The sequence below is a fragment of the Campylobacter sp. CFSAN093227 genome (assembly GCF_012897855.1).
Lineage (GTDB): Bacteria > Campylobacterota > Campylobacteria > Campylobacterales > Campylobacteraceae > Campylobacter_D > Campylobacter_D jejuni.
This window is the reverse complement of sequence record NZ_CP040610.1, coordinates 1,510,738-1,527,825: the sequence shown is the minus strand read 5'-3', so window position 1 is coordinate 1,527,825 and position 17,088 is coordinate 1,510,738. Positions and strand designations below refer to the sequence as shown.

The 17,088-nt window shown below is 30.1% G+C and carries 17 protein-coding genes and 1 pseudogene; 14 read left to right on the top strand and 4 right to left on the bottom strand.

Translation table 11 applies throughout. From position 1 onward, the window contains the following. Nucleotides 1-9: 9 nt before the first annotated feature. From FBF06_RS07930 to FBF06_RS07890, 9 genes are all read left to right on the top strand, one after another. Entirely contained in the window at nt 10-2,349 is a 2,340-nt protein-coding gene (locus FBF06_RS07930) for a PEP-utilizing enzyme (protein WP_002874665.1), read from the top strand. Then, nucleotides 2,340-2,942 (top strand): gamma-glutamyl-CDP-amidate hydrolase, encoded by a 603-nt coding sequence (locus FBF06_RS07925; protein ID WP_057042301.1) that lies wholly within the window; start codon nt 2,340-2,342, stop codon nt 2,940-2,942. The genes FBF06_RS07930 and FBF06_RS07925 overlap by 10 nt, the downstream gene beginning before the upstream one ends. A 1-nt stretch (nt 2,943) precedes the next feature. Continuing rightward, nucleotides 2,944-3,705, top strand: a complete 762-nt coding sequence (locus FBF06_RS07920; RefSeq protein ID WP_168977619.1) for a CTP:phosphoglutamine cytidylyltransferase — start codon at nt 2,944-2,946, stop codon at nt 3,703-3,705. Continuing rightward, complete coding sequence (locus FBF06_RS07915; RefSeq protein WP_002818256.1) at nt 3,695-4,207, top strand: cytidine diphosphoramidate kinase; 513 nt, start codon at nt 3,695-3,697, stop codon at nt 4,205-4,207. The genes FBF06_RS07920 and FBF06_RS07915 overlap by 11 nt, the downstream gene beginning before the upstream one ends. Continuing rightward, complete coding sequence (locus FBF06_RS07910) at nt 4,204-6,273, top strand: capsular polysaccharide biosynthesis protein (RefSeq protein WP_038401662.1); 2,070 nt, start codon at nt 4,204-4,206, stop codon at nt 6,271-6,273. The genes FBF06_RS07915 and FBF06_RS07910 overlap by 4 nt, the downstream gene beginning before the upstream one ends. Further along, nucleotides 6,270-7,454 carry a capsule polysaccharide modification protein KpsS gene (kpsS, locus tag FBF06_RS07905; protein WP_002890768.1) on the top strand — a complete coding sequence of 395 codons (1,185 nt, stop codon included), beginning with the start codon at nt 6,270-6,272 and terminating at the stop codon, nt 7,452-7,454. Before FBF06_RS07910 ends, kpsS begins: the two co-directional genes overlap by 4 nt. Before the next feature lie 72 nt (nt 7,455-7,526). Then, nucleotides 7,527-8,648 (top strand): hypothetical protein, encoded by a 1,122-nt coding sequence (locus tag FBF06_RS07900; RefSeq protein ID WP_002890766.1) that lies wholly within the window; start codon nt 7,527-7,529, stop codon nt 8,646-8,648. Then, a complete protein-coding gene (locus FBF06_RS07895; protein ID WP_002860383.1) occupies nt 8,645-10,006 on the top strand; it encodes a cytochrome P450 in 1,362 nt (453 codons plus the stop codon). The genes FBF06_RS07900 and FBF06_RS07895 overlap by 4 nt, the downstream gene beginning before the upstream one ends. After that, nucleotides 10,003-10,422: a hypothetical protein gene (locus FBF06_RS07890; protein ID WP_002780440.1), complete on the top strand. Its 420-nt coding sequence runs from the start codon at nt 10,003-10,005 to the stop codon at nt 10,420-10,422. Before FBF06_RS07895 ends, FBF06_RS07890 begins: the two co-directional genes overlap by 4 nt. Here FBF06_RS07890 and acpS read toward each other — a convergent pair whose 3' ends face one another. Both acpS and fliL read right to left on the bottom strand, forming a co-directional pair. Next, entirely contained in the window at nt 10,423-10,770 is a 348-nt protein-coding gene (gene acpS / locus FBF06_RS07885) for a holo-ACP synthase (protein WP_002825806.1), read from the bottom strand. After that, nucleotides 10,771-11,307, bottom strand: a complete 537-nt coding sequence (fliL, locus tag FBF06_RS07880) for a flagellar basal body-associated protein FliL (RefSeq protein ID WP_002868488.1) — start codon at nt 11,305-11,307, stop codon at nt 10,771-10,773. It abuts the gene before it with no gap. A 102-nt stretch (nt 11,308-11,409) separates the two neighbouring features. On the opposite strand from fliL, the pseudogene pgmL reads away from it, so the two are divergent. Both pgmL and FBF06_RS07870 read left to right on the top strand, forming a co-directional pair. Next, nucleotides 11,410-12,799 (top strand): annotated as a pseudogene (pgmL, locus tag FBF06_RS07875) (phosphoglucosamine mutase PgmL). Between the two features lie 46 nt (nt 12,800-12,845). Beyond that, nucleotides 12,846-13,223, top strand: a complete 378-nt coding sequence (locus FBF06_RS07870) for a DUF1090 family protein (RefSeq protein ID WP_052796160.1) — start codon at nt 12,846-12,848, stop codon at nt 13,221-13,223. 32 nt (nt 13,224-13,255) lie between these two features. On the opposite strand, the gene rsfS is transcribed toward FBF06_RS07870, so the two are convergent. Both rsfS and nadD read right to left on the bottom strand, forming a co-directional pair. Next, nucleotides 13,256-13,582 carry a ribosome silencing factor gene (gene rsfS / locus FBF06_RS07865; RefSeq protein ID WP_002825802.1) on the bottom strand — a complete coding sequence of 109 codons (327 nt, stop codon included), beginning with the start codon at nt 13,580-13,582 and terminating at the stop codon, nt 13,256-13,258. Nucleotides 13,583-13,609: 27 nt separating this feature from the next. Further along, a complete protein-coding gene (gene nadD, locus FBF06_RS07860) occupies nt 13,610-14,155 on the bottom strand; it encodes a nicotinate (nicotinamide) nucleotide adenylyltransferase (protein ID WP_002780449.1) in 546 nt (181 codons plus the stop codon). A 59-nt stretch (nt 14,156-14,214) separates the two neighbouring features. Here nadD and gap point away from each other — a divergent pair, with 59 nt between their 5' ends. The 3 genes from gap to FBF06_RS07845 are packed head-to-tail and all read left to right on the top strand — an operon-like array spanning nt 14,215 to nt 17,086. Continuing rightward, complete coding sequence (gap, locus tag FBF06_RS07855) at nt 14,215-15,213, top strand: type I glyceraldehyde-3-phosphate dehydrogenase (protein WP_002868484.1); 999 nt, start codon at nt 14,215-14,217, stop codon at nt 15,211-15,213. 2 nt (nt 15,214-15,215) lie between these two features. Next, nucleotides 15,216-16,418 carry a phosphoglycerate kinase gene (locus FBF06_RS07850; RefSeq protein ID WP_011049975.1) on the top strand — a complete coding sequence of 401 codons (1,203 nt, stop codon included), beginning with the start codon at nt 15,216-15,218 and terminating at the stop codon, nt 16,416-16,418. Continuing rightward, a complete protein-coding gene (locus tag FBF06_RS07845; protein ID WP_002859678.1) occupies nt 16,415-17,086 on the top strand; it encodes a triose-phosphate isomerase in 672 nt (223 codons plus the stop codon). The genes FBF06_RS07850 and FBF06_RS07845 overlap by 4 nt, the downstream gene beginning before the upstream one ends. Nucleotides 17,087-17,088 lie beyond the last annotated feature (2 nt).

The following is a 17,088-nucleotide window of genomic DNA, read 5'->3' as shown; positions in this document are numbered from 1 at the left end:
AGGAAAAACATGGCGGAGTTAAAATTTAAAACCAAAGCACAAAATTTAAAAAATTTACAAACAAAATTAAAAAAAGCAAAAGTTCTACCTTTGGTTTTAACTTCGCTTGAAGAATTAATATCAAATGAAGATAAAGTTTTACAGGACATTCAAACCTTAAAGGCTAATAGACTCATTATAAGAAGTTCTTCTTTAAGTGAAGATAGCATGAAAAACTCCAATGCAGGTGCTTTTCTTTCTTTGGCAAATATTAAAGCTGATTCTAAAGATGAGTTATTAAAAGCTTTATATGAAGTTGCCAATTCTATGCCATCAAAAAGTGATGAAATTTTAGTTCAACCTATGCTTGAAAACATTACTCTTTGTGGAGTTGGTTTTAGCGTTGATAAAGATAATTTTTCCCCTTATTTTTGTCTTCAATATGATGAAAATGGTTCAAATAGCTCTATTACAGATGGAAGCAGTAAGAGTGCAAAAACTTACTATCATTACAGAAATTATTTAGAATTTAAAGATATTAGACTTCAAAAAATTATAGAACTTATAAAAGAATTAGAAGTTTTATATGATTGTCATTTTTTAGATGTTGAATTTGCATTTGCTATTCAAGATGATAAGGAAGAACTTTTTTGCTTACAAGTGCGTCCTTTGGTTATGCATGAAAAAAATAATTTATTTCATTCTTTACCAAAAGAAGCTTTATATAGATTTTATAAACGTTTTGAGTCTTTAAAAGAATCAAGATCTAGAGTTTTGGGAGATAAAGCCATTTTTGGGGTAATGCCTGATTGGAATCCAGCTGAAATCATAGGGTTAAGACCTAAGCGTTTAGCTTTTAGTTTATATAAAGAAATCATTACGGATAATATCTGGGCGTATCAAAGAGATAATTATGGTTATAGAGATCTAAGATCCCATCCTTTAATCCATTCTTTTTTAGGCATTCCTTATGTGGATGTAAGATTATCTTTTAATTCTTTTATACCAAAAAAATTAGATGAAAATATCGCACAAAAACTTGTCAATTTTTACTTAGATAAGCTTAATAAAAATCATGAATTGCACGATAAGATTGAATTTAATATTGTTTATTCTTGTTATGACTTTAATAGTTCTAAAAAATTAGAAGAACTTTTAAATCATGGTTTTAATGAAAATGAAATCAAAAGATTAGAATTTTCATTATTAGAACTTACAAATAAGATTATTAATCCTAGATCAGGGCTTTATTTAAAAGATATACAAAAAGCTTATAAGCTAAAAGAAAGATATGATGGTATTATTAATTCTAATTTTTCTTTAATTGATAAAATTTATTGGCTTATTGAAGAATGCAAGCGTTATGGAACCTTGCCTTTTGCGGGAGTGGCTAGGGCTGCATTTGTAGCAATGCAACTTTTAAATTCTTTAGTTGAGATTGATTTTATAACTAAAGAGGAAAAAGATGATTTTTTAAATTCACTCAATACAGTGAGTAAAAATTTAAGCAAACAAACAAACCATCTTAATTTTCACAACAAAGATCAATTTTTGAAAGATTTTGGACATTTAAGAGCAGGAACTTATAATATTTTATCGCCAAGGTATGATGAAGATTTTGAGCTTTATTTTGATGTGGATCAAAAAGATAGTAAAGTTTATTTACAAGATAAAGCTTTTGTTTTTTCAGAAGAAAAGACAAAAGCTTTAAATGCCTTACTTAGAGAACATGGACTAGAGATTAATGCTTGTGAATTTTTTGATTTTTTAAAGCAGGCTATCGAGGGTAGAGAGCTCGTTAAATTTGAATTCACTAGATTGCTTTCTAAGGCTATAGTTTATATAGAAGAATTAGGCAAATATTATGGTATTGAAAAAGAAGATTTGGCTCATCTTGATATAAAAAGCATTTTAAATCTTTATTCTAGTCTTTATTCTATAAATCCAAAAGAGCAGTTTGTAGAAGAAATTAATCGCAATAAAAAAGAATATGAACTTACACAAGCTATAAAACTTCCTTCTTTACTTTGCAATGCCGATGAAATTTTTTCTTTTTATAATCATAGTATTATTCCAAATTTCATTACACAAAAGAACATCACTGCATTTACGGCGAAGGAAAATGATAAAGATTTAGAAGGAAAGATTGTTTTAATTTATGCAGCAGATCCTGGATATGATTATTTATTTACAAAAAATATAGCAGGACTTATTACATGTTATGGGGGTGCTAATTCACATATGGCCATTCGTGCCTCAGAACTTGGAATGCCTGCTGTTATAGGAGTTGGAGAAGAAAATTTTGAAAAATATTTAAAAGCTAAAAAAATAAATATAGAATGTGAAAGTGAGCAAATATTTTGTTTATAGGTATTACTCAAAGGCTTATTTGCAACGAAAGTTATCATGAAGAAAGAGAATGTTTGGCTTTGGATTGGGGAAAATTATTTAATAAAGATTTATTTAAAAATTTTACTCCTCTTCCTCTTAGCTATGAAATAGATTTTTCTCATTATAAACATCTAATAAAAGCTGTGATATTAAGCGGTGGCAATGATTTAAGTTTTTATAGTCCTAATGTTTTATCTAAAAAGAGGGATTTATATGAAAAGCAAGTTATAGAAATTTGTTTAGAAGAAAAAATACCACTTTTAGGAATTTGCAGAGGGGCTCAGATGATAGCTCATTATTTTAACAGCCATATAAGTCCTTGTGAAAATCATATAGGCAAACATGAAGTATTTTTCTCAAAAGAAAAATTTATAAGCAATTCTTTTCATAATTTTGCTATTGAAAAATTAGGCGAAGATCTTGTAGAACTTTGCTTAGCAGAAGATAATACCATAGAAGCTTTTAAACATAAGTATGAAAATATTTTTGGTATAATGTGGCATATTGAAAGAGAAAATGGGCTTAATAATATTCAAATTTTAAAAGAGTGGTTTAGTTTAATCAAGGAATAATATGAATGCAATTATCTTAGCAGCAGGTTTTGGATCAAGGCTGATGCCTTTAACAAAAGATCAACCAAAATGTATGGTTGAGTATAAGAATAAAAAAATAATAGATTATGAAATCGAAGCTTTAAAATCAGCAGGTATAAATGAAATAGCTGTCGTGGGTGGATATTTAAACGATGTGCTAAAAAATTATCTTAATAAATATGATATTGAGCATTTTTTTATTAATTCAAAATATGATAAAACCAATATGGTTCATACTTTTTTTTGTGCTAAAGATTTTATGTTAAAATGCATCAAAGAAAAACAAGATTTGATTATTTCTTATGCGGATATTGTTTATTTTCAAGATTGCGTGCAAAAGCTTATAAATGCTAAAGAAGAACTTGCTATAGTAGTTGATAAGTCTTGGCGTAAGCTTTGGAGCAAACGCTTTGCAAATCCTTTAGAAGATGCTGAAACATTAAAGATGACAAATGGTTATATTATAGAACTTGGAAAAAAAGCTAATGCCTATGATGAGATAGAAGCTCAATATATAGGACTTTTTAAATTTTCTTATCAATTTCTTTCCGAAGTTATTGCTTTTTATGGAATGCTTGATCGAGATATTTTATATGATAATAAAAATTTTGAAAATATGTACATGACAAGTTTTTTGCAAGCTTTAATTGAAAAATACAACAACGCAAAAGCAGTGGAAATTGATGGCAATTGGTGTGAAATTGATTTTATGAGTGATTTAGAGGTGCAAATTGATAAATAGTCCTTATATTATTTGGCTTACTGGTTTAGCTGGAAGTGGAAAAACAACTATAGGTCAAGCTTTGTATGAGAAATTAAAACTAAAATATAAAAACCTTATTTATCTCGATGGAGATGAGTTAAGAGAAATATTAGGACATTATGCATACGATAGACAAGGTCGCATAGATATGGCTTTGAAAAGAGCTAAATTTGCAAAATTTTTAAACGATCAAGGTATGATGGTTATTGTCACTACGATTTCAATGTTTAATGAGATTTATGATTACAATAGAAAGCAATTAAAAAATTATTATGAAATTTATATAGAATGCGATATGCATGAATTAATACAAAGAGATCAAAAAGGGCTTTATACTAAGGCTTTAAATAAAGAAATTGATAATGTAGTTGGTGTTGATATAGAATTTGATAAACCAGAGGCTGATTTAGTGATCAATAATTCTTGTCGAAATAATTTAGAAGAAAAAGTTGAACTTATAATAAAGAAATTGGCATTGTGAAGCATTACTCAATATCAAAAAAACTTATTGCTAATGTTAGAAATTTTTACACCATTTCTTTGTATAAGAAAAATTCAAAAATAAATAAAGATGATCTTTTCCTTGGCTGGGGACGCAAAAAATCAGGTTTAAAAGCTATAAATTTAGCTAAAAAATATAAGGCTAAATTCATACTTTTAGAAGATGGATTTATCCGCTCATTAAACTTAGGGGTTGAAAATAGCCCAAGTTTTTCTATGGTTAAAGATGATATAGGCATTTATTATGATGCAACAGCACCTTCAAAGCTTGAAAATCTTTTAAATACTTATGAATTTAAAGATGAAGAAATCAAGCAAGCTAAAAAAGCTATAGAGCTTATCAAAAAATATAAAATTAGCAAGTATAATAACAATCTTGATATTCCAGATGATTATTTTCAAAAAGATGAAAAAAGGGTTTTAATCATCACCCAAACGGCCAATGATGCCTCACTTGAATTTGGGCTTGCTAAAGGTTTTAAAACCGTCGATATGATAAAAGATGCCATAAAAGAAAATCCTAAATCTAAAATTTATATAAAAATCCATCCTGATGTTTTAAGCGGTAAAAAACAAAGTGATTTAGATATAAATTCCTTACCTAAAGAATGTATTTTAATCACTGAAAATTTTAATCCCGTAGCCTTGCTTGAGTTTTTTGATAAGGTTTATACCAAAACTTCTGGTATGGGTTTTGAAGCTTTGATGCAAGAATGTGAATGTATTTGTTATGGTATGCCTTTTTATGCAGGTTGGGGTCTAACAAAAGATAAATTAGAGTGTAAAAGAAGGATGCAAAAAAGAAGTTTAGAAGAAGTTTTCTATGTTGCTTATATACTTTATGCTGAGTATTTTAATCCTTATTTAAATCAAAAAAGTAATATTTTTGATACTATTCAAACTTTAGCAAAATATAAAGATATAGAAAAGGCAAATTCTAATAGACTTTTTTTCTTTGGATTTTCAAAATGGAAAAGGAAATTTGTAAAACCTTTTTTTATAGCTAAAAACAATGAAATCATATTTCTAGATTTCTTAGATTGTTTAAAGAATATACAATTAAAAGAAAATGATAAATTTTTCATTTGGGGTAAAAGGATAGATTATAACGCTCTTAAAACTACTCTTATAAAAAAAGCGCAAGATGAGAATTTGCTCCATTTTACTCCCAAAATTTCTTTAGTTGAAGATGGATTTATTCGCTCAATCTCTTTAGGTTCTGATCTTACGCGCCCTTTTTCTTTAATTGTTGATGATAAAGGACTTTACATAGATCCAAATAAAGCAAGTAAATTAGAAGAGCTTTTGCAAAACGAAATTTTTGATGAAAATATGCTAAATAGGGCAAAAAATATTATAAAAATCTTACTTGAGAACCGCTTTTCAAAATATAATGGCTTAAAGCATGAAGACTTAAAAATCAATGCCAAAACAGGGCAAAAAATTATTTTAATCCCTGCTCAAGTTGAAGATGATGCTTCGATGATTTTAGGGGGTTTTGGCTTATCTACTCTTGATTTGCTTAAGGAGGTGCGTTCTAAAAATCAAGATGCTTATATCATCTTTAAGCCTCATCCTGATGTGTTAAGTGGCAACCGTGTAGGTTTAAAAGATGAAACACTCATCTTGGAATTTTGTGATGAGATTGTAAAAGATTGCAGTATTGATAGCGCTATAAAAATTGCTGATGAAATTCACACTATTACTTCTACAAGTGGTTTTGATGCTCTTTTAAGAGCTAAAAAAGTTTTTACTTATGGTATGCCTTTTTATGCGGGCTGGGGTTTAACAAAAGATAAATATAGATGCGAAAGAAGAACAAGAAAACTAAGCCTAGAAGAGCTTGTAGCAGGTGCTTTGATAGCATATCCAAGATATATAAATCCTAAAACAAAAACTTTATGTGAAATTGAAGTTTGTTTAGATATAATGCTAAATTTACAAAAAGCTTATTTTTCAAAAAAATATATAAAATTGGCAATAGATTTTAAAACTTTTATGCTTAGAAAAATAAGAAGATTTTATGAATTTTTAGCAAAGAAATGAGATTTAGCACTAAAATTAAAAAAGAATTTAGCGGTAAAAATGTTTTACTCTTGCAAGGGCCTGTGGGAAATTTTTTTCATCATCTTGCAATAAAAATGAAAAAAAAACAAACCAAAGTTTTTAAACTCAATTTTAACGGTGGAGATTTTTTTTTCTATCCTAGTGGAACGAGGTGTAAGTGCGATGAAAAAGATCTTGAAAATTTCTATAGAGATTTTTTTCAAAGCAAAAAAATCGATGCTATTTTAATGTATAATGATTGTCGCATTATACATACTAAGGCTATTAAAGTGGCTAAAGAATTAGGAATTGAAATATGGATTTTTGAAGAAGGATATTTAAGGCCTTATTGTATTACTTTGGAAAAAGATGGAGTGAATGCAAATTCTTCTTTACCGCGTGATAAAAATTTTTATCTTTCTCAAAATATTTTTACCAAAGAAAGCATAAAAGAAATTCCAGGTGGATTTAAATTTATGGCTTTTGATGCTTTTTTGTATTGGTTGTTTGCTTTTATTTTGGCTCCATTTTTTAACAACAAACTTCATCATCGCACTTTATATCCTTTTGAATTTTTATTTTGGTTTAGATCATTGTATAGAAAGTATCTTTATAAGATTACAGAAAAAAAACTAAATGAAAAGATTTATAATTTAGAAAAAAAGTACTTTTTGGCGATTTTACAAGTTTATAGCGATACGCAAATTAAATATCATTACAAAAAAAGCATAGAGCACTTTATAGAGGAAACCATACTTTCTTTTGCAAACCATGCAAGAGCTAAATCTTATCTAGTTTTTAAACACCATCCCATGGATAGGGGCTATAAGAATTATTCTAAACTCATAAATGATTTAAGTCAAAAATATCATGTAGAAGGAAGGGTTTTATATGTTCATGATACCCACTTGCCAGTTCTTTTAAGAAAGGCTTTGGGTTGTATTACTATAAATTCAACAGTAGGCCTTAGTGCTATTTTAGAAGGCTGTCCGACTAAGGTTTGTGGCAATGCTTTTTATGATTTTGAAGGCTTATCTTATCCAAAAAAACTTCAATTTTTTTGGCGTGAAGCTCATGCTTATAAACCCAATCCTGTTTTGGTATGTAATTTTAAAAAATATCTTTTACAAACTAATCAATTCAACGGCAATTTTTATAAAAATTTCTTTTTAGACAAATAAGACTAAAAAGCTTTGATTAAGAGAGCTTTTAAAGCAAAGTTGTTATAATTAAAAGCAAAAAGAAATTATTGTATGGATAGGGAAGTATTTTATATAGCAGGATATGATCCTAAAAGTTATAGATTTTATTATGATTTATTTAAAAAAAACCTAAAAGATTATTCTCATGCTTTTAACATTAAAGTTGATTTAAGTAAAATTGAAAAAAATGAGCAATTTCCTTTTTTTCAAATTTCTTGCGAAGGAGTACAAACTACATATCATTTTTTAACATGGAATGATATTGTTAAGAAAAATTGGTCAGAAAATTATAAAGATGCTTTGGCAGATTGTTATAGTTTTTTTAGAATTTATACTATCACAGGGCTTTTTATCAAATTTGGCAAAGAGTCGATTTATCAACTTATCACAGGTTATTATCCTTTTTTTTATGTGTTATTTTCTTTACTATTTTCTTTGGTTGTGGCTTTTGGAAGTTTTGCTTTTTTGCAAAATTATATGCATTTTTCTTTAGCTATCATCATAGGATGTTTTTTAGGATTTTTACTAAATCATTTTTTATTTAAATTAGGTAAGAAATTAGCTGTATTTTGGATAGCAAGAATTTGTGCTTTTTGTGCTACTTGGCAAGATAAAAAAACAGGCACTATGCAAGAAAGAATCAAGCTTTTTGCGAATACCATAGTAGATAAGCTAAAACAAAATGAAAATAAACAAGATTATGAACTTGTTTTAGTAGCACATAGTGTTGGAACTATAGTTTGTATAGAAGTTTTGGAGTGTATTTTAAGACAAAATTTAGATTTATCTTTACTTCATAAGTTAAAAATTCTTACTCTAGGAGAATGCATTCCTTTAGTGAGTTATCAAAAAAAAGCGGATGAATTTAGAAAGAAGCTTGAATTTGTTTCAAGGTTTGATTTAAAATGGTATGATTATACATCGATTATTGATGGAGCATGTTTTCCTCAAGTGGATTTTTTCCGCACGAGTGGCGTAAATGCTAAATTTACACCCCCATTTTTAAGTGCTAAATTTCACACTTTATATGAAAAACATGAGTATAAAAAAATAAAAAGAGATAAAAACAAAGCGCACTTTTTATATCTTTATAGTATTAGTGTTAAAGGTGATTATGATTTTTTTTCTTTCATCATAATGCCTAAATTTTTAGAAGAAAAGGTAAAAATATGAGTGAATGCCCCTTTTTTCCAAAACCTTATAAAAATAAAGCTTCTACGCTTTTAACTTTTTTGTTAAAGCGTAGATCTTGGCTTGACGGGCTTTATGAGCGTAGTTATAAAATGCAAACAGGCTATGTGAAGATGCCAAATTTTGATCTTTATGTCATAAATGACACTAAAGAAGTTAAAAGAATGATGGTTGATGAGGTTAGAGAATTTCCTAAAAGTGCATTTTTACATGAGCTTTTAAGTCCGCTTTTAGGGGAGAGTATTTTTACTACAAATGGTGAAGTTTGGAAAAAACAAAGAGAGCTTTTGCGTCCAAGTTTTGAAATGACTCGTATCAATAAAGTGTTTAATCTTATGAGTGAAGCTGTGGCAGATATGATGGATCGTTTTAGCAAGTATCCAAATCATGCTGTTATCGAAGTAGATGAAGCTATGACTTTTATTACCGCTGATGTGATTTTTCGCACCATTATGTCTTCAAAACTCGATGAGGAAAAAGGTAAAAAAATCTTAAACGCATTTGTGACTTTTCAAGAGCAAAGCGTGCATACAGCCATGCGTCGTATGTTTCGTTTTCCAAAATGGCTTTCTTATGTGTTAGGAGATTGTAAGCGTGCTAAGGCCGGAGATGTGATCAGACAGGTTTTAAGTGATATCATAAAACCAAGATATGATATGGCAGATAATGCAGAATTTGAAGATATTTTAGGATCTTTGCTTTTAGTAGTGGATGCTGATACAAATAAGCGTTTTTCTTTTGAGGAAATTTTAGATCAAGTGGCTATGCTTTTTTTAGCAGGACATGAAACCACAGCAAGTTCTTTGACATGGACGCTTTATTTACTCAGTCTTTATCCTAAGGAGCAAGAAAAAGCTTACGAGGAGATTACTCAGGTTTTACAGGGTGGAGTCATTGAAATTTCGCATTTAAGACAGTTTAAATACTTAACAAATATTTTTAAAGAATCTTTAAGACTTTATCCTCCTGTTGGGTTTTTTGCAAGAGAGGCAAAAAAAGATACTCAAGTTAGAGATAAGCTTATTAAAAAAGGTTCTGGGGTGGTGATTGCTCCTTGGCTGATACACAGACATAAAGAATTTTGGACAAATCCGCATGGATTTAATCCTTCTCGTTTTGAAGGAGAGTACAAAAAAGATGCTTATTTGCCTTTTGGGGTAGGGGAAAGAATTTGTATAGGACAAGGTTTTGCTATGCAAGAAGCGATTTTGATTTTGGCTAATATTTTAAAAACTTACAAACTAGAACTTGAAGAAGGTTTTGTACCTGATGTAGTAGGGCGTTTAACAGTGCGTTCGGCTAATGGTATGAGGATAAAATTTAGCAAAAGAAAGCTATGAAAAGAGTTAGAACTAAAATTCGCGCCAATTTTCGTCGTCGTGTAAAACGCACCTTAAAAGGAAGCTTAAAAGAAAAATTAGCAGGGACTATTCTGCTTTGTGCAATAGTACCTTTAGCAGTTTTAGGATATCTTTTTATCGTGATTATAGGAATTTTTTTTAATACCGCACGAGCAAGACAGGGTGTTAGAGCCTTAGATCATTTCGTAAATGCAAGCTTGTTTAATGGCTATGCTTGGGAGAGCGTTTCTTCTCATGCGTGGCGTGAAAGAAATCGCAAAAAATGGGCAAGGATTGTTATAAAAATCACAGATTTTTTTCAAAAAGATCATTGCAAAAGAGCAAACAAAAGAGAACAACCTGTGGTGGATTTCATACTTTCAAGAAATTTAGACAAGCAAACTATAGGAAAATAATCAAACTATAGCCACTATGGCTATAGCAAAACCATTATCATGAGAAATACTTAGGGAAGTTTGAGTGATATTAAAATCTTTTGTAATTTTTTGAGAATATTTTAATTTAGGTGCGTTTTTTTCATCTTTTGATATTTCAATATCAAAAAAACTGCATAATTCACAAATTCCAACACCCAAAGCCTTGCTAGCGGCTTCTTTAGCAGCCCAAAGACCTGCTAGAGTTGCTGGATTTTTAATGAGTATTTGTTCTTTTGGGCTTAAAAATTTATCCAAAAAATTTTTGCCATGTCTAGAATGAATTTTTTCTATCCTAGAAATGGCGATGATATCACAGCCTACGCGCATTTAAGAAACTACAAAATCCGTAAAATAAACATTTTTAATAAAGCCATCGGTTAAAATTTCATTGATTTTTCCAACTAGCTCATCTTTTAAACGTTCTTTGCCTTTTTGTGTACTTACTTCTTCAAAGGTTTTAGCTGTTAATGTACGAATAATAATATCACGAATCACTGGGACTTTTTTATCAAGTTCAGGTTTTAAAAGTTCGCTATTTTGTTCTAGTTCTATAGTGCATTTTACATATCTTGAGCCGCTATCGCTAAGTAAATTTAGGGTAAAAGGATCAAGTGGATACATAGGACCTATATTAGCAAAATCACTACCTCGCTGAGTAGGAGCTGAAACTTTAGGTTTATCAGTTTTTGCCTCTTCTTTTGGGGCTTCTTTGACTTCACTTTCATCACTTGAACTGCTTGAAATAAGCCAAGCAATTACTCCCATAATACTAAGAAGTAAAACAAAAAGTAAAATAACAATAATAATTACAAGTGAACCGCCTTTTTTCTTTTTCGTTTCTTCGTTTTCTAATTCTTCATCCATAAATTTTCCTTCATTTAGTGAAATTAATGTAAAATTGTAGCAAAAATTTCTTTTCTATCCAAATTTGCTTTAGAAAAACGATAAATTTAGGTTAAAGAAGAGATGAATTTGAAGGAAAAAAATGTTAGATGTGATTTTTAGAGAATATGATATAAGAGGACTTTATGGCAAAGAACTGAATGAAAAAAGCGTTAAAGCTATAGGTTTTTGCTTGGGACAAACCATGCTAAATAAAGGCTGTAAAAATGTAAGTGTGGGCTATGATGCAAGATATAGTGCAAATGAGCTTTTTAATTATCTAATTAGCGGACTTAACAAAGCGGGAATAAAAATCTATGATATAGGGCTTGCGCCAACTCCATTGGGATATTTTAGTCTTTATGAGGGCTTGAAATTTGATGCAAATGTTATGATAACAGGCTCTCATAACCCAAAAGATTATAATGGTTTTAAAATTACTATTAATAAAGAAAGTTTTTTTGGTGTAGAATTAAAAGAGTTTTCAAAAGAAGTTTATAAGCATTTAGATGATGATATTGAAGAAAATTTAGAAGTAGAAAAATACGATATTTTAAACCTTTATGTGAAATTTATGTGCGAGCAATTTAGCTTTTTAAAGGATTTTAATTATAAATTTGGTGTTGATTGCACAAATGGTGCGGCTGGAGTGGTGATAGAGCCTTTAATCAAGGCTTTAAATTTAAAAGCTCATGTAATGTTTGCAGAGCCTGATGGACAGTTTCCAAACCATGCTCCAGATCCTACAGAAGAAGAAAACTTAAGTGCGATTAGAGAATTTTTAAATCAAAATCAAGATTATTCTTTAGCTTTTGCTTTTGATGGGGATGCTGATAGAATGGTTGCTTTGAGTAAAACTCATGTATTTTGTGGGGATGAGCTTTGTTATTTGTTTGCTAAAGATATCCCTAATCCACGCATTTTAGGTGAGGTAAAATGTTCTAAAAATCTTTTTGATGAAGTGGCTAAATTTGGAACTATTTTTATGGGAAAAACAGGACATTCTAATATCAAAAAAATGATGAAAGAAAAAGATATTGATTTAGCTGCTGAAGTGAGTGGGCATATTTTCTTTAAACATAGATATTTTGGTTATGATGATGGAATTTATGCATTTTTAAGAGCCTTGGAGCTTGTTTATAAAGGTTTTGATCTAGAAAGTATGATTAAAGCTTTACCAAAACTTTATACTACACCTGAAATTAAAATTCCTGTAAATGAAGAAGAAAAATTCAAACTTGTGGAAGAATTTCAAAAAGAGATTGAAAAAGGAGCTTTAAAAGGTGTTAAAAGTCTTTGTGAAATTGATGGAGCTAGGATAGATTTTGGCGATGGATGGGCTTTACTTCGTGCATCTAATACCAGCCCTTATCTTATCACACGCTTTGAGGCAACATCTTTAGAAAGAGCAAAAGAGCTTGAAAGTATGGTATTTACTTTGTTTAATGATATAAAAGCTAGATTTAAGAATTGATGAGATAATATTCCGCGATTTAATTTATTTTAAAAAGGAATTAAAAATGAAAAAAATACTTATTCTACTTACACTATGTGCTTTTGCTTTTGGTGCAAGTGAATGTGATAGAAAAATCGATCGTATCAATAAAGAAATCAGTTTTTCTAAAGCGCATAATGATACAGCTAGAACTTTAAGCTTAGAGCTTGCTTTAAAACAAGTACAAAATGATTGTGCTAAAGATCCTATGTTTTATGATAAAAAGTTAGAAGCTAAAAAACTTAAAGAACAAGAAGTGGAAAAAATCGAAAAAGAACTCGATGCTTTACATGATCAAAAAGACTATATGAGCAAGGTTGAGTATAAGGCTAAGAAAAAAGCTTTAAAAGAGCAAAAAGAGAAAATTAAAAAAGAGATTGAAGAATATATCGATAATCTCTAAAAATTAAAAAGGCTAATTAAATTTTAGCCTTTTTAAACCCTGCCTTTTTTAAGGTTTTCTAGTAATTCTTCTATATTATAAATTCCTCTGTGTTCTGGTGTTAAAAGATGGATTAAAATATCGCCAAGATCAATCACGCTCCATTCTTCGCTACTATCTATGTTTAAAAATTCCTCACCTTTGGCTTTAAGTTGTGTTTTAAGCTCATCGATCAAGGATAGAGCGTGTCTTTCTCCTAAAGTAGCTGCAATAATGACATATTTTACAAAGTATTCTTGCTCGCTCATGTCAATGGTTTTGATATTTTCAGCTTTTTTTTCATCTAAAATTTTAACGATTAAATCTATTCTTTCTTGCATTATTGTCCTTTAATTTTTGAAATTGTATCAATTTTTTTGTAATTTTTCATAATATTTTTTTACTTCATCTTTAATTTCTTCACAAACCTCATTTGTATTTAAAGTGTCGCGTATGAAAGAAGAAGCGATTTTTTTATTGGTTTTTAAATCTTTGAAATTCTTAGGAATTCCTATATCATTGCGATTGGCAATAACAAATTCTACTAAAGAATTGAGTTTTTCAAAATCATGCCAAAGATGAAGTTTTTCTAAATGATCTGCGCCAATTAAAAGATAAAATTTACTAGGATTATAAAGCTTATAAAGATACTTAACACTTTCTATGCTAGGAACAGGGCGTTTTTGCCTGATTTCAAAATCGCAAATTTCAACTTTTGGCAAATGTCCCCAAAGTTTTTTAACCCATAAGAATCTTTGCTTTTCATCAGCACTAAAACTTTGTTTAAAAGGATTGATATAAGTAGGCATAATAATAAGTTTATCAATATCTAATTTTTCCAAAGCCTCTAAAACAACGCTATTATGACCATTATGCGGTGGATCAAAACTGCCACCAAAAAGTGCTATCTTCATTAAAATTTTAACCTTTTTTTTGTAGAATATTAGCATTATATTTTGCAAAAGGAAATTAAATGGCTGTAAAAGTTGCTATAAATGGTTTTGGACGCATAGGCAGATGTGTTGCAAGAATCATCTTAGAAAGAAATGATATTGAGCTTGTGGCGATAAATGATACTACGGATATTGAACTTACAAAATACCTTTTTAAATACGATACAGTACATGGTGAATTTAAAGGCAGTGTTGATAGTGAAGGCGATGATTTGGTGGTAAATGGTAAAAAAATCAAAGTATTTAAAAGTCGCAATGTAAAAGATCTTGACTTTGCAAAACACGGCGCACAAATTGTTTTAGAGTGCACAGGAGCGCATTTAACTATGGCAAAATGTCAAGAATTTATAGATATGGGAGTACAAAAAGTGATCATGAGTGCTCCTGCAAAAGATGATACTCCTACTTATGTTTTAGGAGTAAATTCAGAACTTTACAAGGGTGAAAGCATTATTTCTAATGCAAGTTGTACAACAAATTGTTTAGGTCCTGTTTGTCGTGTTTTACAAGATAATTTTGGTATAGAAAAAGGACTTATGACAACAATACATGCTTATACAAATGGACAAAGTATTATTGATGCTAAGGCCAAAGATAAACGCCGTTCTCGTGCCGCAGCGCAAAATATCATTCCAACTTCTACAGGCGCAGCAAAAGCTATGAAACTTGTTATGCCTGAACTTAATGGCAAGCTTCACGGACAAAGTATGCGTGTGCCAGTGATTGATGTATCAAGCGTGGATTTAACTGCACAACTAAGCCGTAAAGTCAGCAAAGATGAAATCAATGAAGCTTTTAGAAAAGCTGCAACTACAAATTTAAAAGGCATTTTAATGGTAGATGATGATGAAAGAGTTTCAAGCGATTTTATCACTTGTTCTTATGGAGCTATTGTAGCAAGTGATTTAACTCAAGTGATTGCGGATGATTTTATCAAGGTAATTGCTTGGTATGATAATGAATGGGGTTATTCAAGTCGTCTAGTAGATATGGCAGTATATATTGCAAATAAGGCTTAATCATGAGTGATATTATTTCTATAAAAGACATTGATTTAGCTAAGAAAAAAGTTTTTATAAGATGTGATTTTAATGTTCCTCAAGATGATTTTTTAAATATCACTGATGATAGACGCATAAGATCAGCTATTCCTACGATAAGATATTGTTTGGATAATGGTTGTAGTGTGATTTTAGCCTCTCATTTAGGGCGTCCAAAAGAAATTAGCTCTAAATATTCTTTAGAACCTGTGGCTAAGCGTCTTGCTAGACTTTTAGATAAAGAAATTATTATGGCAAAAGATGTTATCGGCGAAGATGCAAAAACCAAAGCTATGAATTTAAAAGCGGGCGAAATTTTACTTCTTGAAAATTTGCGTTTTGAAAAAGGCGAAACTAAAAATGATGAAAATTTAGCCAAAGAACTTGCTTCTATGGTTCAAGTTTATATCAATGATGCTTTTGGAGTATGCCATAGAGCACATTCTAGCGTGGAGGCGATTACTAAATTCTTTGATGAAAAACACAAAGGTGCAGGATTTTTACTCCAAAAAGAAATTGATTTTGCAAGCAATCTTATCAAACATCCAGCACGTCCTTTTATCGCTGTTGTTGGAGGTTCAAAGGTAAGTGGAAAACTTCAAGCATTGACAAATTTATTACCAAAGGTAGATAAATTAATCATAGGTGGAGGTATGGCATTTACTTTTTTAAAAGCCTTAGGTTATGATATAGGAAATTCACTTTTAGAAGAAGAACTTTTAGAAGAAGCTAATAAAATTCTTACCAAGGGTAAAAATTTAGGAGTGAAAATTTATCTTCCAGTAGACGTTGTAGCTGCTCCTACGTGCTCACAAGATGCGCCGATGAAATTTGTTCCAGTGCAAGAAATTCCAAATGGTTGGATGGGTTTAGATATAGGACCTGCAAGTGTGAGGCTTTTTAAAGAGGTGATTTCTGATGCGCAAACGATTTGGTGGAATGGACCTATGGGTGTTTTTGAAATTGATAAATTTTCAAAAGGTAGCATTAAAATGAGTCATTATATCAGCGAAGGACATGCAACTTCTGTTGTTGGAGGCGGTGATACGGCTGATGTGGTTGCGCGTGCAGGTGATGCAGATGAAATGACTTTTATTTCCACTGGAGGTGGTGCTTCTCTTGAACTTATAGAAGGTAAAGAACTTCCAGGCGTAAAAGCTTTAAGATCTAAGGAAAATGAATGATCTTTGCTGCAAATTTAAAATGCAATCACACAAGAGCAAGCTTTAAAATTTATGCTGAAATTTTAAATAAAACCATGGGAGCAAAATGTGATGATATTATCGTTTTCCCACCTAGTGTAGCATTTTTAGAAAATGAAAATAACTTCATACAAGGAGCGCAAAATTTTTATCCTTGTGTTAATGGTGCTTTTACAGGCGAGCTTGGAAAAGAGCATTTGGACGAATTTGGGATCAAATGTGTTTTAATCGGGCATTCTGAAAGAAGAGCTTTAGGAGATGAAGAATTTATTAAGGCTAAATTTGATTTTGCTAAAGAGCATGGTTATAAAATTGTTTTTTGTATAGGTGAAAATTTAGATACAAAAAATTCAGGCAAGACTTTAGAGTTTTTAAAAAAACAACTTGAAATTATTGATTTAAATTATGAAAAACTCATCATCGCTTATGAGCCTATTTATTCTATAGGAACGGGAGTGAGCGCACAAAGTACAGATATCGCTAAAGTGCTTGAATTTTTAGCGAGTTTAACCAAGGTACCTTTGCTTTATGGTGGAAGTGTGAATGAAAATAATATCAAAGAAATTTTAAGTGTAAATCATTGTGGTGGAGTTTTGATAGGCTCTGCAGCTTTAAAAGTAGAAAATTTTATAAAATTAATCAAAGGATAAAA

What these genes read in the sequence shown, in the direction of transcription:
- nadD (WP_002780449.1), bottom strand. Translation starts at nt 14,155, where the DNA reads ATGAAGATAGCACTTTTTGGTGGCAGTTTTGATCCACCGCATAATGGT.
- acpS (WP_002825806.1), bottom strand. Translation starts at nt 10,770, where the DNA reads ATGCGCGTAGGCTGTGATATCATCGCCATTTCTAGGATAGAAAAAATT.
- FBF06_RS07850 (WP_011049975.1), top strand. Translation starts at nt 15,216, where the DNA reads ATGAGTGATATTATTTCTATAAAAGACATTGATTTAGCTAAGAAAAAA.
- FBF06_RS07895 (WP_002860383.1), top strand. Translation starts at nt 8,645, where the DNA reads ATGAGTGAATGCCCCTTTTTTCCAAAACCTTATAAAAATAAAGCTTCT.
- FBF06_RS07920 (WP_168977619.1), top strand. Translation starts at nt 2,944, where the DNA reads ATGAATGCAATTATCTTAGCAGCAGGTTTTGGATCAAGGCTGATGCCT.
- gap (WP_002868484.1), top strand. Translation starts at nt 14,215, where the DNA reads ATGGCTGTAAAAGTTGCTATAAATGGTTTTGGACGCATAGGCAGATGT.
- FBF06_RS07900 (WP_002890766.1), top strand. Translation starts at nt 7,527, where the DNA reads ATGGATAGGGAAGTATTTTATATAGCAGGATATGATCCTAAAAGTTAT.
- fliL (WP_002868488.1), bottom strand. Translation starts at nt 11,307, where the DNA reads ATGGATGAAGAATTAGAAAACGAAGAAACGAAAAAGAAAAAAGGCGGT.
- FBF06_RS07870 (WP_052796160.1), top strand. Translation starts at nt 12,846, where the DNA reads ATGAAAAAAATACTTATTCTACTTACACTATGTGCTTTTGCTTTTGGT.
- FBF06_RS07845 (WP_002859678.1), top strand. Translation starts at nt 16,415, where the DNA reads ATGATCTTTGCTGCAAATTTAAAATGCAATCACACAAGAGCAAGCTTT.
- FBF06_RS07890 (WP_002780440.1), top strand. Translation starts at nt 10,003, where the DNA reads ATGAAAAGAGTTAGAACTAAAATTCGCGCCAATTTTCGTCGTCGTGTA.
- FBF06_RS07930 (WP_002874665.1), top strand. Translation starts at nt 10, where the DNA reads ATGGCGGAGTTAAAATTTAAAACCAAAGCACAAAATTTAAAAAATTTA.
- kpsS (WP_002890768.1), top strand. Translation starts at nt 6,270, where the DNA reads ATGAGATTTAGCACTAAAATTAAAAAAGAATTTAGCGGTAAAAATGTT.
- rsfS (WP_002825802.1), bottom strand. Translation starts at nt 13,582, where the DNA reads ATGCAAGAAAGAATAGATTTAATCGTTAAAATTTTAGATGAAAAAAAA.